20 protein-coding genes and 1 rRNA gene are annotated in these 17,222 nt (G+C 40.1%); 20 read left to right on the forward strand and 1 reads right to left on the reverse strand.

The features are described 5' to 3' along the window. From rrf to rsmI, 11 genes are all read left to right on the forward strand, one after another. Positions 1 to 117: ribosomal RNA gene (rrf, locus tag LC090_RS21175) — 5S ribosomal RNA — on the forward strand. A gap of 341 nt (positions 118 to 458) precedes the next feature. Continuing rightward, positions 459 to 656 (forward strand): sigma factor G inhibitor Gin, encoded by a 198-nt coding sequence (locus LC090_RS21180; protein WP_226660086.1) that lies wholly within the window; start codon positions 459 to 461, stop codon positions 654 to 656. A gap of 155 nt (positions 657 to 811) precedes the next feature. After that, positions 812 to 2,251 carry an aminotransferase class I/II-fold pyridoxal phosphate-dependent enzyme gene (locus tag LC090_RS21185; RefSeq protein WP_226660087.1) on the forward strand — a complete coding sequence of 480 codons (1,440 nt, stop codon included), beginning with the start codon at positions 812 to 814 and terminating at the stop codon, positions 2,249 to 2,251. Between the two features lie 4 nt (positions 2,252 to 2,255). Further along, the gene (tmk, locus tag LC090_RS21190) at positions 2,256 to 2,897 is read left to right on the forward strand and encodes a dTMP kinase (protein ID WP_226660088.1); all 642 of its coding nucleotides are present in this window, start codon (positions 2,256 to 2,258) and stop codon (positions 2,895 to 2,897) included. Positions 2,898 to 2,927: 30 nt separating this feature from the next. After that, complete coding sequence (locus LC090_RS21195) at positions 2,928 to 3,257, forward strand: cyclic-di-AMP receptor (RefSeq protein ID WP_224591280.1); 330 nt, start codon at positions 2,928 to 2,930, stop codon at positions 3,255 to 3,257. A 22-nt stretch (positions 3,258 to 3,279) separates the two neighbouring features. Then, a complete protein-coding gene (gene holB / locus LC090_RS21200) occupies positions 3,280 to 4,266 on the forward strand; it encodes a DNA polymerase III subunit delta' (RefSeq protein WP_226660089.1) in 987 nt (328 codons plus the stop codon). Between the two features lie 4 nt (positions 4,267 to 4,270). After that, the gene (locus tag LC090_RS21205; protein ID WP_098445897.1) at positions 4,271 to 5,098 is read left to right on the forward strand and encodes a PSP1 domain-containing protein; all 828 of its coding nucleotides are present in this window, start codon (positions 4,271 to 4,273) and stop codon (positions 5,096 to 5,098) included. 16 nt (positions 5,099 to 5,114) lie between these two features. Then, positions 5,115 to 5,459, forward strand: coding sequence for a DNA replication initiation control protein YabA (yabA, locus tag LC090_RS21210; protein WP_098445898.1), 345 nt, complete (start codon positions 5,115 to 5,117; stop codon positions 5,457 to 5,459). 87 nt (positions 5,460 to 5,546) lie between these two features. Then, positions 5,547 to 6,284, forward strand: a complete 738-nt coding sequence (locus LC090_RS21215) for a tRNA1(Val) (adenine(37)-N6)-methyltransferase (RefSeq protein WP_226660090.1) — start codon at positions 5,547 to 5,549, stop codon at positions 6,282 to 6,284. Beyond that, entirely contained in the window at positions 6,271 to 6,612 is a 342-nt protein-coding gene (locus tag LC090_RS21220) for a GIY-YIG nuclease family protein (protein ID WP_226660091.1), read from the forward strand. Before LC090_RS21215 ends, LC090_RS21220 begins: the two co-directional genes overlap by 14 nt. Next, positions 6,533 to 7,402, forward strand: a complete 870-nt coding sequence (rsmI, locus tag LC090_RS21225) for a 16S rRNA (cytidine(1402)-2'-O)-methyltransferase (RefSeq protein WP_226660092.1) — start codon at positions 6,533 to 6,535, stop codon at positions 7,400 to 7,402. Before LC090_RS21220 ends, rsmI begins: the two co-directional genes overlap by 80 nt. Positions 7,403 to 7,453: 51 nt before the next feature. On the opposite strand, the gene LC090_RS21230 is transcribed toward rsmI, so the two are convergent. Continuing rightward, positions 7,454 to 7,732, reverse strand: a complete 279-nt coding sequence (locus LC090_RS21230) for an AbrB/MazE/SpoVT family DNA-binding domain-containing protein (RefSeq protein WP_098445902.1) — start codon at positions 7,730 to 7,732, stop codon at positions 7,454 to 7,456. Between the two features lie 524 nt (positions 7,733 to 8,256). Between LC090_RS21230 and metG the strand changes: the two genes are divergently transcribed. From metG to ispE, 9 genes are all read left to right on the forward strand, one after another. After that, positions 8,257 to 10,197 carry a methionine--tRNA ligase gene (metG, locus tag LC090_RS21235; protein ID WP_226660093.1) on the forward strand — a complete coding sequence of 647 codons (1,941 nt, stop codon included), beginning with the start codon at positions 8,257 to 8,259 and terminating at the stop codon, positions 10,195 to 10,197. Positions 10,198 to 10,474: 277 nt separating this feature from the next. Then, entirely contained in the window at positions 10,475 to 11,245 is a 771-nt protein-coding gene (locus LC090_RS21240; protein ID WP_226660094.1) for a TatD family hydrolase, read from the forward strand. Between the two features lie 161 nt (positions 11,246 to 11,406). Then, positions 11,407 to 12,684: a G5 and 3D domain-containing protein gene (locus tag LC090_RS21245; RefSeq protein ID WP_226660095.1), complete on the forward strand. Its 1,278-nt coding sequence runs from the start codon at positions 11,407 to 11,409 to the stop codon at positions 12,682 to 12,684. A 146-nt stretch (positions 12,685 to 12,830) separates the two neighbouring features. Continuing rightward, positions 12,831 to 13,388 (forward strand): ribonuclease M5, encoded by a 558-nt coding sequence (gene rnmV / locus LC090_RS21250; protein WP_226660096.1) that lies wholly within the window; start codon positions 12,831 to 12,833, stop codon positions 13,386 to 13,388. After that, positions 13,385 to 14,260, forward strand: a complete 876-nt coding sequence (rsmA, locus tag LC090_RS21255) for a 16S rRNA (adenine(1518)-N(6)/adenine(1519)-N(6))-dimethyltransferase RsmA (protein ID WP_226660097.1) — start codon at positions 13,385 to 13,387, stop codon at positions 14,258 to 14,260. The genes rnmV and rsmA overlap by 4 nt, the downstream gene beginning before the upstream one ends. A gap of 172 nt (positions 14,261 to 14,432) precedes the next feature. Further along, a complete protein-coding gene (yabG, locus tag LC090_RS21260) occupies positions 14,433 to 15,311 on the forward strand; it encodes a sporulation peptidase YabG (RefSeq protein WP_226660098.1) in 879 nt (292 codons plus the stop codon). Between the two features lie 262 nt (positions 15,312 to 15,573). Next, a complete protein-coding gene (gene veg / locus LC090_RS21265; protein WP_098445908.1) occupies positions 15,574 to 15,831 on the forward strand; it encodes a biofilm formation stimulator Veg in 258 nt (85 codons plus the stop codon). Between the two features lie 134 nt (positions 15,832 to 15,965). Further along, positions 15,966 to 16,148, forward strand: a complete 183-nt coding sequence (locus LC090_RS21270; RefSeq protein ID WP_098445909.1) for a small, acid-soluble spore protein, alpha/beta type — start codon at positions 15,966 to 15,968, stop codon at positions 16,146 to 16,148. A 155-nt stretch (positions 16,149 to 16,303) separates the two neighbouring features. Continuing rightward, positions 16,304 to 17,173, forward strand: a complete 870-nt coding sequence (gene ispE, locus LC090_RS21275; RefSeq protein ID WP_226660099.1) for a 4-(cytidine 5'-diphospho)-2-C-methyl-D-erythritol kinase — start codon at positions 16,304 to 16,306, stop codon at positions 17,171 to 17,173. The last annotated feature ends 49 nt before the right edge of the window (positions 17,174 to 17,222 follow it).

The following is a 17,222-nucleotide window of genomic DNA, read 5'->3' on the forward strand; positions in this document are numbered from 1 at the left end:
TCTAGTGACGATGGCGAAGAGGTCACACCCGTTCCCATGCCGAACACGGAAGTTAAGCTCTTCAGCGCCGATGGTAGTTGGGGGATCTCCCCCTGCAAGAGTAGGACGTCGCTGGGCAAAGAAGAAAGGCGAGAGACCAAACGGTTTCTCGCCTTTTTTGTATGGTTTTACGGATGCGGTTTTACTAGCTGAAAGCCCTCATTTAGCGCGTTCGCGGAATTAGTCATGAAAAGCGCGGAATAAATTCATCTTTCGCGGAATACTCCTCATACCTTCTCACGAATCCCTCAGCTTCAATATCTATTCCTATAAAATTTCTCTTTCTTTTCGTAAATCACAGACACGGGATAAGTTAGAGGCACATATCCTTAGAAAGAAGCGAAAAGTCAGCTTGAATTGAATGAAACTGGTATAGATCCACTATAATTGGGCAATGCTTTTACCATGGAGGTGGGAAGATGGAGAAGGCAATCAAGGAGATCTTTAGTGAGTGTTGTCTTGTTTGCGAGGAGCATAGTTTCAAAGGTATCCATATTTGTGAACGTTTTATCTGTTATGAATGTGAACGCAAGGTGATACAAACAGATACAAGTCATGAGAACTATCAATTTTATCTTGAAAAATTACGCAAACTACGACTAAGTCGATTAGCATAGGCAGATAGCTGCTCCATAAGCTACCTGCTTTTTTACATGTTCTAAAAAGGAATAGTTAAACGAATTAGCTTACCCCCTTTACTTCTCCGATAGTCTAGAAAATGATAGAATACGAGTATACGTAAATGAATCTTCGATAGATAGAAGTGGGTTTAATGAGCAAAATAGATCAAGCACCATTATATGAGGCTCTGACCGTGTGGAAGGATCAGAACCCTTTTTCTTTTCATGTTCCAGGGCATAAGAATGGAACGGTTTTTTCTTCTTATAAACGTGCCGATCATTTGTATAAAAAATTATTGAGAATAGATGCAACAGAGCTTCCGGGACTAGATGACCTTCATCATGCAGAAGGTCCCATTAAAGAGGCAGAACGGCTGACAGCAGATCTCTATGGAAGTGTTGAAACTCGCTTCTTGGTCGGTGGTTCCACAGCTGGTAATCTTGCGATGTTAATGGCAGTTTGTTCTGAAGGAGATGGTGTTCTCGTTCAGAAAAATTGTCACAAATCGATTTTGAATGGACTTCGCTTAGCGAAAGCACAACCTGTGTTTCTTACTCCATTTATTGATGAAGAAAGCCAGGTACCAACTGGAGTTTCGATTGAACTTATCAATCGAGCACTTTCGAGATATAGCAATATCAAAGCAGTTGTTCTGACAAATCCCAATTATTATGGAATGACTTTGGACTTAAGGCCAATTATCGATTACGCACATCAGCACGGAGTGGCGGTACTGGTTGATGAAGCGCACGGGGCGCATTTTATAAGAGAGCGTTTTTTCCCTGAGAGTGCTTTAAAGCAAGGAGCAGATGTCGTTGTTCAATCTGCTCATAAAACACTTCCCGCTATGACAATGGGCGCTTACTTGCATCTAGGGAATGAAGATCTTAAGAGTGCAATAGATGACTATTTACAAGTCTTTCAATCAAGTAGTCCGTCTTATCCAATTATGGCTTCCCTCGATTTAGCAAGACACTACCTCTCTTCTCTTACAGATCAGCAGCTAGGTCAAATTTTAGAAGAGATTCGTCAGTTTAAGAAACGATTGAGTGAAGTTCCTGGTATAAAAGTTATTGGAGATGTAAGTCGTGCGTATCATCACCTTGATCCGCTCAAAATAACGGTTCAGCTAGCTGGGCTATCAGGATATGAGTTAGCAAAGAAGCTTGAGAATGAAGGTATATTTGTGGAGCTAAGTGACCCGTTAAACGTCTTACTCGTTTGCCCAATTGCTTTTAATGAAGAGGTTTATACGCGAACGCTACAGGCATTTAAAAAGATTGCTCTTTATAGAAATGAAGTCAATTTTAATAAAATTCTATATGAAGTGGATCATGAAGATATGACTTCTCCTGCTTATTCCTTTGCGAAATTGGAGACGATGAATACAAAGAGGGTTAAGCTAACGGAGGCCACTGACATGATAGCTGCAAGAGGTTTGATTCCATATCCCCCAGGGATTCCTGTTGTGCTACCGGGTGAACGAATTCCATTAGAGAAGGTAAAACGTTTAGAATCGATTCTGCTTTCTGGGGGACATATACAGGGAATAAATGATGAGATGATTGAGATTGCAATAGAAGAGGAGTAGAGCATTGAAAGGATTATTTATCACATTTGAAGGACCGGATGGGGCGGGGAAATCGACCCAGGTTCAGAAATTAGCCGATTATTTAAATGAAGAAGGTATTCAATATATTCATACAAGGGAACCAGGGGGTACTGCGATCAGCGACCAAATTCGATCGCTTATTTTAAATCCGGAGCATAAAGAGATGGTGGATGAAACAGAGGTTCTTCTTTATGCTTCATCGCGTGCACAGCACGTAAGAGAGAAGATCATCCCGGCATTAAATGAAGGGTACCTTGTCATTTGTGATCGCTTTGTTGATGCATCGATTGCTTATCAAGGAGTGGGCTTAGGATTAGATGTTGAAACTGTAAAGGTGATTAATGACTTTGCAACAGGAGGTCTTACGCCAGATAGAAGCTATATGATTGATCTTCCTGTTTCCGTAGGAAAAGAAAGAATGATCGCTCGGAACCAATTGGATCGAATTGAACAGAAAGGCACGGCTTATCACGAAAAGGTAAGGGAAGCCTTTTTAGAATTATATAAAGAAAATAATGAACGAATTCATTTAATCAATGGTGAGAAAAAAGTTGATGAGATTTTTTCAGCAATAATAGAGGATTTTAAAGACCTTTGGGATAACTATTCTACTAATAACGAATAAACGGGTTTATGCGCCCCGGGGAGGATAATTATGAAGTTAGTTATGGCTGTCGTGCAGGATAAAGATAGCAATCGCTTATCCAATGCCCTGGTCGACTATAATTTTCAGGCAACCAAACTTGCGACGACGGGTGGATTTTTACGTGCTGGAAATACAACATTCTTAATTGGTACAGAAGATCATCGTGTACAAAAGCTTCTTGATATTATTAAAGACAATTGCCAGAGCAGAGAGCAGATGGTAGCACCGGTATCGCCAATGGGAGGCAATGCGGATTCTTATGTCCCTTATCCTGTTGAGGTGTCGGTAGGGGGAGCAACGGTGTTTGTTCTTCCTGTAGAGGCTTTCCATCATTTTTAAACTAGTAGGATGAGGGATAGAAATGACAGATTGGATTGAATTAAAAGAGCGCCAGCCTACAGTCGTTAGGATGGTCACCAACAGTTTTAAAAAAGAACGTCTGTCTCACGCTTACTTATTTGATGGTGGAGCAGGGACTGGAAAAAAAGACATCGCCGTTCATATGGCGAAAACTTATTTTTGCCAGGAGCGAACAGGAATGGATCCGTGCCAACAGTGTAAAGACTGTAAACGAATTGATTCAGGTAACCACCCGGATCTCCATCTTATCGAACCCGAGGGACAATCGATCAAAATTGACCAAATAAGAAAACTACAAAAGGAATTCTCCTACCTTGGAGTTGAGTCTCGTAAAAAAGTATATATCTTGAATCATTCTGATCGTATGACCACTCAGGCCGCAAATAGTTTACTTAAATTTCTAGAAGAGCCAGGGCAAATGACGATGGCCATATTATTAACAGAACAAAAGCAACATATTCTTTCGACGATTTATTCAAGATGTCAGGTGATCACCTTTCAACCTCTTTCAACAAGTGGAGTAGAAGAAGCACTTATAAACGAAGGGGTGGCGTCATACCTTGCTAAAACAGCTGCTCAGCTAACGAATGATCAGCGCGCAGCAAAGGAGCTTGCGCTTGATGAGTGGTTTGCACAGGCAAGAGCGATAGTGATACAATTGACTGAAGAGTTGAAGGAAAGACCTCATCAGGTTTTCCTAACGATCCATGACAAATGGCTAGCACATTTTAAGGAAAAAACGCAGCAGGATATGGGCCTTAATCTTATGCTTTTTTGGTATAAGGATTTAATGAAGATACAACTGCAGGATAATCGAATTGTCTATGCAGATCAGAAGGATAAGCTCGAACGTTATGCCCTTCAATTCGGAAGAAAGAAGATAAGTCAGCATATGATGGCGATACTCGATGCCAAAAGACGTCTGAGTGCAAACACAAACCCGCAGTTTGTGATGGAACAGCTAGTGCTCAGGTTACGGGAGGGATAAGTTTGTGTATGAAGTAGTTGGCGTTCGCTTTAAAAAAGCGGGGAAGATCTATTACTTTGATCCGAGTAGCCTCCAGGTGTCCGACAAGGAATTTGTTATCGTGGAGACTGCAAGAGGGGTTGAATTTGGGAAAGTTGTTTTAGCTAACAAGCAAGTTGATGAAGAAGATATTGTTCTTCCTCTTAAGAAAGTAATTCGTATAGCGGATGAGAAAGATCGTCTTGCGGTAGAAGATAATAAACATGCGGCTGAAGAAGCCTTTGATGTATGCGTTTCTAAAATTGAAGAGTACAAGCTTGATATGAAGCTTGTTGATGTTGAATATACATTTGATCGAAATAAAATCATTTTTTATTTTACAGCAGATGGAAGAGTAGATTTTCGCGAACTTGTGAAAGGGCTCGCATCCATTTTTCGGACAAGAATTGAGCTTCGTCAAATTGGAGTACGCGATGAAGCGAAAATGCTTGGCGGTATTGGACCTTGTGGCAGGATGCTTTGTTGTTCAACGTGGCTAGGCGATTTTGAACCTGTTTCGATTAAGATGGCGAAAGATCAAAACCTTTCATTAAATCCTGCTAAAATATCTGGATTATGCGGCAGGTTAATGTGCTGCTTGAAGTATGAAAACGATGCTTATGAATCCGGTAAGAAAGAGCTTCCAGACGTTGGGAAGACGATCCATACCGGACAGGGCAAAGGGAAAGTTGTTGGGTTGAATATATTGGAGCGTCTTGTTCAGGTCGAATTGTTCGAACTTAACCGCGTGACAGAATATACGCTTGATGAATTAATACAAGACGGCGCAGTATCTACGCAAGCCACAGATTGATTGAGGTGGAACGGAAGTGGAGAAAAAAGAAGTTTTTTCACGTGTAAGCTCAATGGAAGAACAGATTGGTGACTTATACAAACAATTAGGCGAACTAAAAGAACATCTTGCAGGACTTCTGGAAGAAAATCACCATCTCGAAATTGAGAATCACCACTTGCGAGAGCGGTTAGAACAAACTTCAGAGCCGAAGAGTCATTCATCTGGCAAGAAGAAGCGTGGTAAACCAGAAGTTGGAGAAGGTTATGATAACCTTGCCAGGTTGTACCAGGAAGGTTTTCATATTTGCAATCTCCACTATGGTAGTATTCGGACAGAAGGAGATTGTCTCTTCTGCCTGTCGTTCTTAAATAAGAAGTAGTGATCCGGTCTTTCCGCAAATGGAAAGACCTTTTTTACACTTTATAATGATATGATAACCAATTGATACAGATAGGAGCACAGTATCATGCAATTAAACGGTGATGAACGAATTGATTACATCATTGAAAATGAACTAAGTATTATTCAAAGTCCAACCGTTTTTTCCTTTTCCTTAGATGCAATCTTACTAGCGAGGTTTGCTTGGATTCCAATTAAGCGCGGAAAAATGATTGATCTATGCACAGGAAACGGGATTATTCCATTATTGCTCTCACGTCGAAGTGAAGTGCCAATTGAAGGGGTAGAAATACAAGATCGTCTTTTTAATATGGGACAAAGAAGTATTGAATTAAATCAACTTGGTGATCAATTAACACTTCATCATGCGGATATTCGAGAATTACCTTTAACAATTAAACAGGAATCATATGATGCTGTCACGTGCAATCCCCCTTATTTTAAAAGTCAGCGAAATGAGCAGCGTAACTTAAATGAGCACCTTACGATTGCTCGTCATGAAGTGATGTGTACTCTTGAAGATGTTATTCAATCGTGTAGTCGATTAGTTAAGCAGGGCGGAAAGGTATCCCTTGTCCATCGTCCTGAAAGATTACTGGATATTATGACGTTGATGCGAAAGTATCGAATCGAACCAAAAAGAATGCAGCTTGTTTATCCGAAAGCTGGTAAAGAAGCCAACACGCTTTTGATAGAAGGTATAAAAGATGGAAAACCTGATTTAAAAGTGTTGCCACCCTTCATTGTTTATCGAAACGATAATCAATACACCGATGAAATGAGCAGCGTATATGAAGAACTCTAATCACTTCGTGTATATATTGGAGTGTGGAGATGGAAGCTATTATACTGGTTATACGACGGATATAGCTCAACGGTTAGCACAACATGAATGTGGAAAAGGAGCTAAATATACAAGGGGAAGAGGGCCACTGACTCTCGTCTACCAGGTTGCCTTCGAGACGAAGCGTGAAGCGATGCAAGTAGAATATCAAATCAAACAATTGTCGCGCGAAAAAAAAGAAAAGATTATTAAAGAAGAGAGGCAAAATCATGTGGAGTCAACAGAGTTACAAAGAGAGCGAGACAGGAAAACTTTATCTCGTCCCGACCCCAATCGGCAATTTAAATGATATGACTTTTCGAGCGATTCAAACGTTAAAAGATGTTGATCTTATTGCTGCAGAAGATACGAGACAATCAAAAAAATTGACCAATCACTTCGATATTGAAACAAAGTTAATTAGCTATCATGAACACAATAAAGAGTCGAGTGGTTTTAAGTTACTGGAGCGGTTAAGAGAAGGGCAATCCATTGCTCTTATTAGTGATGCTGGGATGCCGGCTATTTCCGACCCAGGATATGAAATTGTATCATCTTGTCTCGCTGAAAATATTTCTGTTATCCCATTACCGGGTGCAAATGCTGCCATTACTGCACTCGTTGCATCAGGCTTACCGACACAGCATTTCTATTATTATGGTTTCCTTTCACGACAGAAAAAAGAGCGGAAGAAAGAACTATCTCAATTAAGAAGTATTCCTTCACCAATTATGTTCTATGAAGCTCCTCATCGCTTAAAGGAAATGATGAAAGCCATTCTAGAAGTACTTGGCAACAGAGAGATTGTTATAGCAAGAGAATTAACGAAGCGATATGAAGAGTTTATTCGCGGAACAGTAGAAGAAGTCCTTATCTGGTGTGAGCAGTCAGAGATTCGAGGCGAATTCTGTATCATCATTCAAGGTGGTACTGAAGAAGAGACCAGGGATGAAGAACAGTGGTGGACAAATTTTTCATTACAAGAACACGTGGAGCACTATGTTAATGAAGGCATGAAAAGCAAGGATGCAATTAAACAAGTGTCTTTAGAAAGAGAGCTTCCCAAAAGAGATGTGTATCAAGCGTATCATGTCGAATAACGATGTCGAAAAAAAGCTCCTGCCGCAGGCAGGAGCTTTTCTATTTGATCATTATTTTGCAAGAGCTTTTTGAATTTCTTCCAATACTTGTTCTGCGCCTTCTTTGCTAAGGATAAGCTTCCCGTTACCGATTGCTAAATTGTCATCGGATACTTCACCAGTTACCTGGCAAGTCATGTTAGGCTTATACTTTTTAAGAATGATACGCTCGTCGTCAACGTAGATTTCAAGAGCGTCCTTTTCTGCGATGCCAAGAGTACGGCGTAGTTCGATCGGAATAACAACACGGCCAAGCTCGTCAACTTTACGTACAATACCAGTAGATTTCATGTTTTATACTCCCCTATTCCCAATTTTTTATTAATTACGTCAGGATTCGACAAATTTCTCTATTTATGTTCTATATAATACCAGTGTTTCCCATTAGCGTCAATCCTTTTAAATGGGTAAATATTTCCTGAAAAAAGGTCCGTTAAGGGATTGATAGTACTATGAAATTGCCAAAACCTGACTTGCCTATATTAATAATTCGACAATTTTCTTGTAAATCCTTCGACAAGAATTGTAAATTTGTGTAGGTAAAAGGGATTTAAGCCTCGCTTCCTTGCAATTATTCCTTAAATTAGTTATATTTTGATGAAGAAGAATTGTGCTTAATGTACATAGCGGTACGCTATTGCGGGCTGTAGTTAAAGGTTGCTAACGTTCTCGTCCAAGGTGGGACGGGAGCTTTTTATCTAGTAGCCCCATCTCAAAACGTGAGTCCAGTTTGACGTTAAGGTGGGGAATTCATTATTTCTTAAAAAGGATCATGACGTTCCACTTATAACTGTTTTAATCAAGGAGGAAGCAACATGGGTGACAAGACGTTTTATATTACAACACCGATCTATTATCCTAGCGGTAAATTGCACATTGGCCACGCCTACACAACAGTAGCTGGCGATGCAATGGCTCGTTACAAGCGATTAAGAGGATTTGAAGTTCAATACTTAACTGGAACGGATGAGCATGGACAAAAAATCCAAAAGAAAGCACAGGAACAAGGCGTTACCCCTCAACAATATGTTGATGATATCGTTGCGGGTATTAAAGACTTGTGGGATAAATTAGACATTAGTTACGATGATTTTATCCGCACAACAGAGAAGCGACACGAAGAGATTGTGGAAACAATTTTTCAAAAGATGTACGAGAAAGGCGATATCTATCTTGACCAGTACGAAGGATGGTATTGTACTCAGTGCGAGTCTTTCTTTACTGAACGGCAGTTAGTTGATGGCAAATGCCCCGACTGTGGACGAGAAGTAGAAAAAGTAAAGGAAGAGTCTTACTTCTTTAAAATGGGTAAATACGCGGATCGTCTACTGAAATTCTACGAAGATAATCCTGAATTTATCCAACCGGAATCTAGAAAGAATGAAATGATTAACAACTTCATTAAGCCTGGTCTTGAAGATCTTGCTGTATCGCGAACTTCTTTCGACTGGGGCGTTAAAGTACCTGGCGATCCTAAACATGTCATTTACGTATGGATTGATGCATTATCCAATTACATCACCTCCCTGGGGTATGGAACTGAAAATGATCAACTATATAATAAGTTCTGGCCTGCAGATGTCCACCTTGTTGGAAAAGAAATCGTACGTTTCCATACGATTTACTGGCCAATTATGTTAATGTCACTTGATCTTCCACTTCCTAAGAAAGTTTTTGCCCATGGTTGGTTATTAATGAAAGATGGAAAAATGTCGAAATCAAAAGGTAACGTCGTTGATCCGGTAACATTAATAGATCGTTATGGTCTGGATGCTTTGCGCTATTACTTACTACGTGAAGTACCGTTTGGTTCCGATGGGGTCTTTACACCAGAGAGCTTTGTTGAACGAATTAACCACGACTTAGCAAACGATCTTGGTAACTTGTTAAATCGAACAGTAGCTATGATTGCGAAATACTTTGACGGTGAAGTGCCTGTTTATCAGGGTTCTGTTACTGCATTTGACAATACACTTGTTGATATGGTGAATTCCACCATTTCAAAAGTAGAAAGCTCTCTTGAAAACATGGAGTTTTCAGTAGCACTCGCATCCATTTGGCAGCTTATTAGTCGTACGAACAAGTACATTGATGAAACAGAACCATGGATTCTCGCGAAAGATGAGACGAATAAAGAGCAGCTTGGAGCGGTAATGGTTCATCTTGCTGAATCGTTAAGACAAGTTGGTATTCTGTTGCAGCCGTTCTTAACTCAAACGCCTAAAAAGATTTGGGCTCAATTAGGGATTGCAGAAGGTGAGCGAACAAATTGGGATTCATTAGGATTCAAACAAGGCTTTGGTGGCACAACTGTTCAAAAGGATGCACCACTTTTCCCACGACTTGATCGGGAGGAAGAGGTTGCTTATATCGTCGAACAGATGGGTGGCAATGTTGTGAAAGAAGCACCAGCAGTGGAAAAACCAGATTTAGATGAAATTACAATTGATGACTTTACAAAAGTAGATTTAAGAGTAGCTCAAGTACTTGAAGTAGAACCGGTTAAAAAAGCAAATAAGCTTCTGAAATTGAAGCTAGATCTCGGTTATGAAACAAGACAGGTTGTATCAGGGATCGCAAAACATTATAAAGCAGAGGATCTCATCGGCAAAAAGGTCGTATGTGTATCCAATCTTAAGCCAGTAACGCTTAGGGGAGAATTATCTGAAGGCATGATTCTAGCAGGTGAACACGATGGAGAATTGAAATTGTCGACCATTGCCGAAAGCTTGCCGAATGGAACTCAAATTAAATAATCTCTCAAGACTCGGTCTTAACAGATCGGGTCTTTTTTACTTTCTATCTCACAAAATATCCCTGTAAATAAACGGCGCATTTGTGAGTACCTGTCCATGTATTACGTAATAATAAAAGGGTTAAGAAAGCTAAAAACACTTTAATATACAGAATATTCTAACTTATTTTGTGTTCGTTGTAAACAAAATGTAATTGAAATGAAACTGTTTAGACTTAGAAAAAAACTAGGACGTTTGGTACACTAGCATCGTACTAGAGCGGAGAAGGAGTTTTGACATGTTATTCGACACGCACACCCATTTGAATGTTGAACAATTTTCCGAAGATCAGCAAGAAGTGATCGAACGCGCTCAGGCAGCAGGAGTGAGCAAGATGATTGTCGTTGGTTTTGATCGTGAAACGATTACACAGGCCATGGCACTTGTTGAGAAGTATGATTTCCTTTATGCAGCTGTAGGCTGGCATCCTGTTGACGCCATTGACATGAAAGAGGAAGACCTCGAGTGGATTGAAGAACTTGCTGGTCACCCAAAAGTAGTAGCCATTGGTGAGATGGGACTTGATTATCACTGGGACAAATCACCTCATGACATACAAAAAGACGTTTTTCGTAAGCAAATCGCGCTTGCGAAAAGAGTGAATTTACCGATCATCATACATAATCGTGAAGCGACGAGAGATGTCATTGATGTATTGAAGGAAGAAAACGCAGCAGAGGTAGGCGGTATTATGCACTGTTTCGCTGGAGGTGTAGAAGAGGCAAACGAGTGTCTTGACATGAATTTCTACATTTCTCTTGGAGGACCAGTGACATTTAAGAATGCGAAACTACCTAAAGAAGTTGCGAAAGAAATACCGATCGACCGTTTGCTAATTGAAACAGATTGCCCTTTCCTTGCACCACATCCAAACCGTGGTAAGCGAAATGAACCTGCGTACGTGAAACTAATCGCGGAGCAAATTGCAGAATTGAAGGAAATGGACTACGAAGATTTAGCAAAAAGAACATCTGAAAATGCGATGAACCTTTTCGGTATTAATCGCTAATCAAAACCGTTGTCGTTAAAAAGAATTGATCTTAAGCTTTTTTGAAAAAACATCTTCCCTATTAAAGATATAGTAGATCGTCTATCTACTAATCTTGCAAAAGGGATAAGTGAGAAGCTTTTCTTTAAGAAACACAGTCGGTTCAAGGAGGATCTATGACAATGAAATCGAACATGGAAAACTTTTTTACTCGTCTTAAAGGCGGAAAGAACGTATTCATGATTTGCTTAAGTGTAATTGTACTGGGTTTAGTCTCCGGCTTTATCGTGTTTGAAACTACAAAAGCTTCGGTAACACTTGTCCTTGATGGGGAAGAGAAGTTAGTAGATACACATGCAGATACAGTTGCGGAGTTATTAAGTGATGAAGATTTGAGTCCAAATGCACATGATTATTTAAGTCACGATTTATCAGCAGAGTTGAATGCTGGCGACGTGATTGAATGGAAACCTGCTACTCAAGTGACATTATCGGTTAATGGCAATGACAAAAAGGTATGGTCGACAGAAGATACAGTAGAAGACTTTCTGGAAGATCAGCGTATTGAACTAGGTGAGCATGATGAAATGTCTGTTTCACTCGATGATAAATTGAAAGAAAATATGACAATCACCGTCGATGAGGCTTTTAAAGTCGCTGTAACTGACGGTGGAAAGAAGAAAGATCTTTGGACAACTTCGACTACGGTCGCTGGCTTTTTAGAACAGCAGAACATTCAACTTGGAGAACTTGATCGCGTAGAACCAGGCAAAGATGAGGACGTGAAAGCGAACTCGAAAATTAACGTGATTCGAGTGGAAAAGGTCACCGATGTAGTGGAAGAACCTATTGACTATGCAACAATTAGGAAAAACGATAAATCGATGCAAAAAGGCACAGAGAAAGTGTTAGAAGGTGGAGAAGAAGGCAAGCAGGAGAAACATTACGAAGTTGTTTTAGAAAATGGTAAAGAGGTTTCTCGTGAGCTTGTGAAAACCGATGTAGTGAAGGAAAGCAGAGACGAAATCGTTGCAGTTGGAACACAAGTGATTACCCAAACGGCTGTCAAAACAAGTAGTGAGCCTTCGAAGCCTTCTAAATCAACAAAGTCTAGCAAATCTGCAACTGAAACAAAGAAAACCGAGTCAAAACCTAAAAGTGAACCGTCTGGTAAAGTCTTAAACGTATCAACAACAGCATATACAGCAAATTGTTCAGGTTGTTCAGGGATTACGTCGACTGGGTTTAATTTAAAATCCAATCCTAACGCGAAAGTAATTGCAGTGGATCCAAGCGTTATTCCACTTGGCTCAAAAGTGTTCGTTGAGGGATATGGAACGGCGATTGCTGCGGATACCGGTGGAGCAATCAAAGGCAACAAAATTGACGTCTTTTTCTCCTCGAAGTCAGCGGCTTATGCTTGGGGAAATAAGACCGTTCAAATAACGATTCTCGACTAGTGATCGATCTATGATATGCTATTAACACAGAGTGAGGCAAATCTCTCTCTGTGTTTTTTGTATGATAAAGAAAAGTTTAATGAGGAAACCTAAAAAAAATTAAAGCGTTATAAATAGATTCGGTTACGTCTTATGGAGGAAACAGAGTGAAAGTAAAAGAAGTTATTATCGTAGAGGGTAAGAACGATACACTGGCTGTGAAGCGAGCTGTAGATGCTGATACGCTTGAAACAAATGGATCAGAAATTAGTGAAGAAACGCTCAAACGAATTGAGCTGGCTTGGAAGAGAAGGGGCGTTATCGTGTTTACAGACCCTGACTACCCTGGGACGCGTATAAGACAGATCATAAGCGAACGTCTTCCTTCATGTAAGCATGCTTTCCTGAATAAAAAGCTTGCGATTTCTTCAAATGGGAAAAAGGTTGGAATTGAGCATGCTTCTATACAAGATATTCAGGAAGCCATTCTCTCCGTTAGAGAAGAGTTTGAAACACCAGATGTATTAATTGAATGGGAAGATCTCATCGCTGCAGGACTAGTGGTCGGGGATCGTGCTAAGGAGAGAAGAAAAGCCCTTGGTGAGCGGTTGCAGATGGGTTACATGAATGGAAAACAGCTGTTCAAGCGACTCCAAATGTTTCAAATATCAAAAGAAGAGTTTCGTCAGGCACTCGAAGAAGTGTTACAGGAGGAAGAGAAATGAATAAAGAAATATCCACACCCGTTAGAACAAAAGAAATATTAGCGAAATATGGATTTACTTTTAAGAAAAGCCTTGGCCAAAACTTTCTTATCGATTCAAATGTGCTAACTAAAATTGTCGATCAGGCTGGCCTAACGCCTGAATCCGGTGCCATTGAAATTGGTCCTGGAATTGGTGCATTAACAGAGAAACTTGCGAAACAAGCGAAGAAGGTAGTCGCCTTTGAAATAGACCAGCGCCTTCTCCCAATCCTGGATGATACGCTGTCCCCTTATCCACACGTTCATATTCGTCATAGTGATGTGTTAGAAGCAGATGTTCATCAAGTGATTGCCGAAGAATTTGAAGAGGGTCAGGATTTAATGGTGGTTGCCAACCTACCTTACTATGTGACAACTCCTATTCTGATGAAGTTATTAGAAGAGAAGCTCCCGGTTCGTGGGATTGTCGTTATGATTCAAAAAGAAGTAGCTGAGCGTATAGCTGCCAAACCTGGATCGAAGGAGTATGGATCACTTTCGCTGGCTATACAGTATCATGCAGTAGCAAAAACAGCTTTAACTGTACCAAAAACAGTTTTTGTCCCTAAACCAAATGTTGATTCAGCGGTTCTGCATTTAGAATTGCGTGATGAGCCCCCTGTTGACTTATTAGATGAAGCTTATTTCTTTGAAGTGATTCGAGCAAGTTTTGGTCAACGAAGAAAGACCTTATTGAATAACTTGCAGAATAATTTATTAAGCAAAGACGAGAAGCCAATGATTGAAGAAGTATTGATGGAAACAGGGATTGATGGAAGACGTCGCGGCGAAACGCTTTCGATGGAAGAGTTTGCGGCATTGAGTAATGCATTTTACAAGAGAAAAGACTAATGTAAAAAAACACCTGATCAGGTGTTTTTTTATTTCCAATTACATTTCTGCAGCGAAGACATTCTAGAGATTCGCAATCAATTCTAGAAAAATCATCTTTTCAAAAAGTTCTCATATAGTAGAAAAAGGAGCCAACGTTTCGTTTAAAGGTCAAGCGGCGTGGAGGGAAGAGATGACGATGAAAGAAGGAGATATCGTTGCCAGACGTTCATATGGCTGTGATTTAATCTTTCGAGTAACGAGGTTAAATGAGTCGAATAAGTCAGCAGAACTTGTGGGTGAAGATATGAGGCTTATTGCGGATGCCCCATTCGATGATCTTGTATTAATTGACTCGAGTGAACATAAAATGAGGAGAGAGCAGTCGAAAGAGAAAGAGGATTATTCATTTCGCTTATTTAGGCAAGATTATCAGCTATTACGAATGAAGCGTGAATATTCGGCTACCAGTCATTTTAAGAAAGAAACGAGTTTTTTTGAACTTCCAGGTAAAATTCTTCACATCGATGGCGATCCGCTTTACCTTAGCAAATGTCTGGAAATGTATAAACGTCTAGGGGTACCGGTCTATGGGCTGTATATGAAAGAAAGTGAAATTCCTGAGAATATTATTAAATTAGTTAACAATGTAAGGCCAGATATACTAGTGATTACAGGACATGATGCCTATATGAAACATAAAGGTGAAAAGAAAGATCTGCAGTCTTATCGCAATTCACGTTATTTTGTTCGTGCTGTGAAAGAAGTGAGAAGCGTTTTTCCAAACCTCGATCATCTTGTGATTTTCGCGGGAGCATGCCAATCTCACTTTGAATCATTAATTCGAGCTGGCGCTAATTTCGCAAGCTCGCCTTCACGTATAAACATTCACATGCTGGACCCCGTCTTTATTGTCTCCAAAATTGCCCTTACATCATTTACAGACCATGTGAACGTTTGGGATGCCCTAAGGAACACCTTAACTGGTGAAGATGGTCTTGGAGGCGTTGAAACAAAAGGGATACTGCGAACTGGTATGCCGATGAAAGATAATGAGGATTATTCAGAGTGAAAGAACGGATGGGAACGATACTCATCCGTTTTCTTTTTGTTAGAACTAAAAAAAGCGTCGTGCTTTTCCTATGGGAAACTCTTTTAAACAAACAGGTTTCATCGGTAATACATATTTTTCGACAAATTAAGAAATAATAAAAATGCACATCATTAGTAAATAACAATTGACATTGTTTTTGCTTCGTTGTTATAATTTAAGTTTTATTTGACAAGATGATGCAAAAGATGTTATAATTTGTCTAAGTGAGGTGGAGGTTCCGATGGCAAAAACGATTATTGAGATCAAACAAACGTTACAATCTCAGGTTGGCAAACGGTTGACCTTAAAGGCAAACGGAGGTCGCAGAAAGACAATTCAACGTTCAGGCATCCTTGAAGAAACCTACCCGGCAGTGTTCATAGTTAAGCTGGATCAGGACACCAACGCATTTGAGCGTGTGTCGTACAGCTACACAGATATTCTTACAGATACGGTACAAATTACATTTAATGAAGAACAAGCGGCAGTAAGCGGTTAAGGCAATCAGTCTAACTGCTTTTTTGCTTTCTTTAGAAAGATTTATTCCCTTTATTGGTTACATATTCATCGTATATAGCTTGCTTTCAATCCTCACACTAAGTGTGTCACAGGATAGAAAGGAGCTTGATTCGCATGGCGAGACGTAGAGGGATTATGTCTGATCACTTGAAAGAAGAAATTGCGAAAGAGCTTGGCTTTTATGATACGGTTCAGAAAGAAGGTTGGGGTGGAATAAAAGCTCGCGATGCAGGTAACATCGTGAAGCGTGCCATTCAACTAGCAGAAGAGCAACTTGGAAACCAACAAAAACACTGAACCCTGTGACTGAAGAACTCTGGTGAATAGCCGGGGTTCTTTTTTTGTGACGAGGACTGCTCTTAATCTGTTTCTTTCTTTTAGGCTTGTTGTGTTACAATAATTCACAGTAAGTTAAAATGTCGAACGGTAGGACGAAAATGTAGGTGAACGAGATGAGAAAAAAATTGAGTGTGAAAGCGCCGGCGAAAATCAATTTAGCACTTGATGTGCTTCATAAACGACCTGATGGCTTTCATGAAGTGGAAATGGTTATGACGAATGTGGATCTGGCGGATCGTCTTGAGTTAACGGAGCTAAGACGAAATGAAATAATAATTGAATCCACCAGTGGCTTTGTTCCAGATGATCAGAGAAATTTAGCATTTCAAGCGGCAGCCCTATTAAAAAAGAAATTTAACATTCGGCAAGGAATTGCGATAAAGATTGATAAGCAAATTCCTGTAGCTGCTGGTCTAGCTGGGGGAAGTAGCGATGCGGCCGCAACGTTAAGAGGTCTTAATGAACTTTGGGAATTGGGACTTACTTATGATCAACTTGCTGATATTGGTTCTGAGATTGGCTCAGACGTAGCGTTTTGCGTATATGGGGGTACAGCACTTGCGAAGGGAAGAGGCGAGATTATACAACCGATTGATGCCCCTCCTCCGTGCTGGGTTATTCTTGCAAAACCTTCAATAGGGGTATCGACAGCAGAGGTATATCGTCGTCTTCGAACAAATGAAATGAATCATCCTGATGTAAGAGGAATGATGCAGGCGATTGAAGAGAAAAATTATGAAGGCATTTGTGACCTACTTGGAAATGTTTTAGAAGATGTGACCTTAAAACTCCATCCAGAAGTGCGTCAAATAAAAGAAAAAATGGAAAGTCTAGGGGCGGATGGTGTCCTTATGAGTGGAAGTGGGCCAACTGTCTTTGGTCTTACACGTCATGAATCAAGAATGCAGCGAATTTATAATGGATTACGAGGCTTTTGTGGTCAAGTTTATGCAGTTCGACTGCTAGGTGAGAAGAACCCTTGAATAAATCCGTACATTAGTGATATATTATGAGTAATTATTCGGATTTTTT

Origin of the sequence: Guptibacillus hwajinpoensis, from assembly GCF_020524165.1 — a bacterium.
GTDB lineage: Bacteria > Bacillota > Bacilli > Bacillales > Guptibacillaceae > Guptibacillus > Guptibacillus hwajinpoensis_D.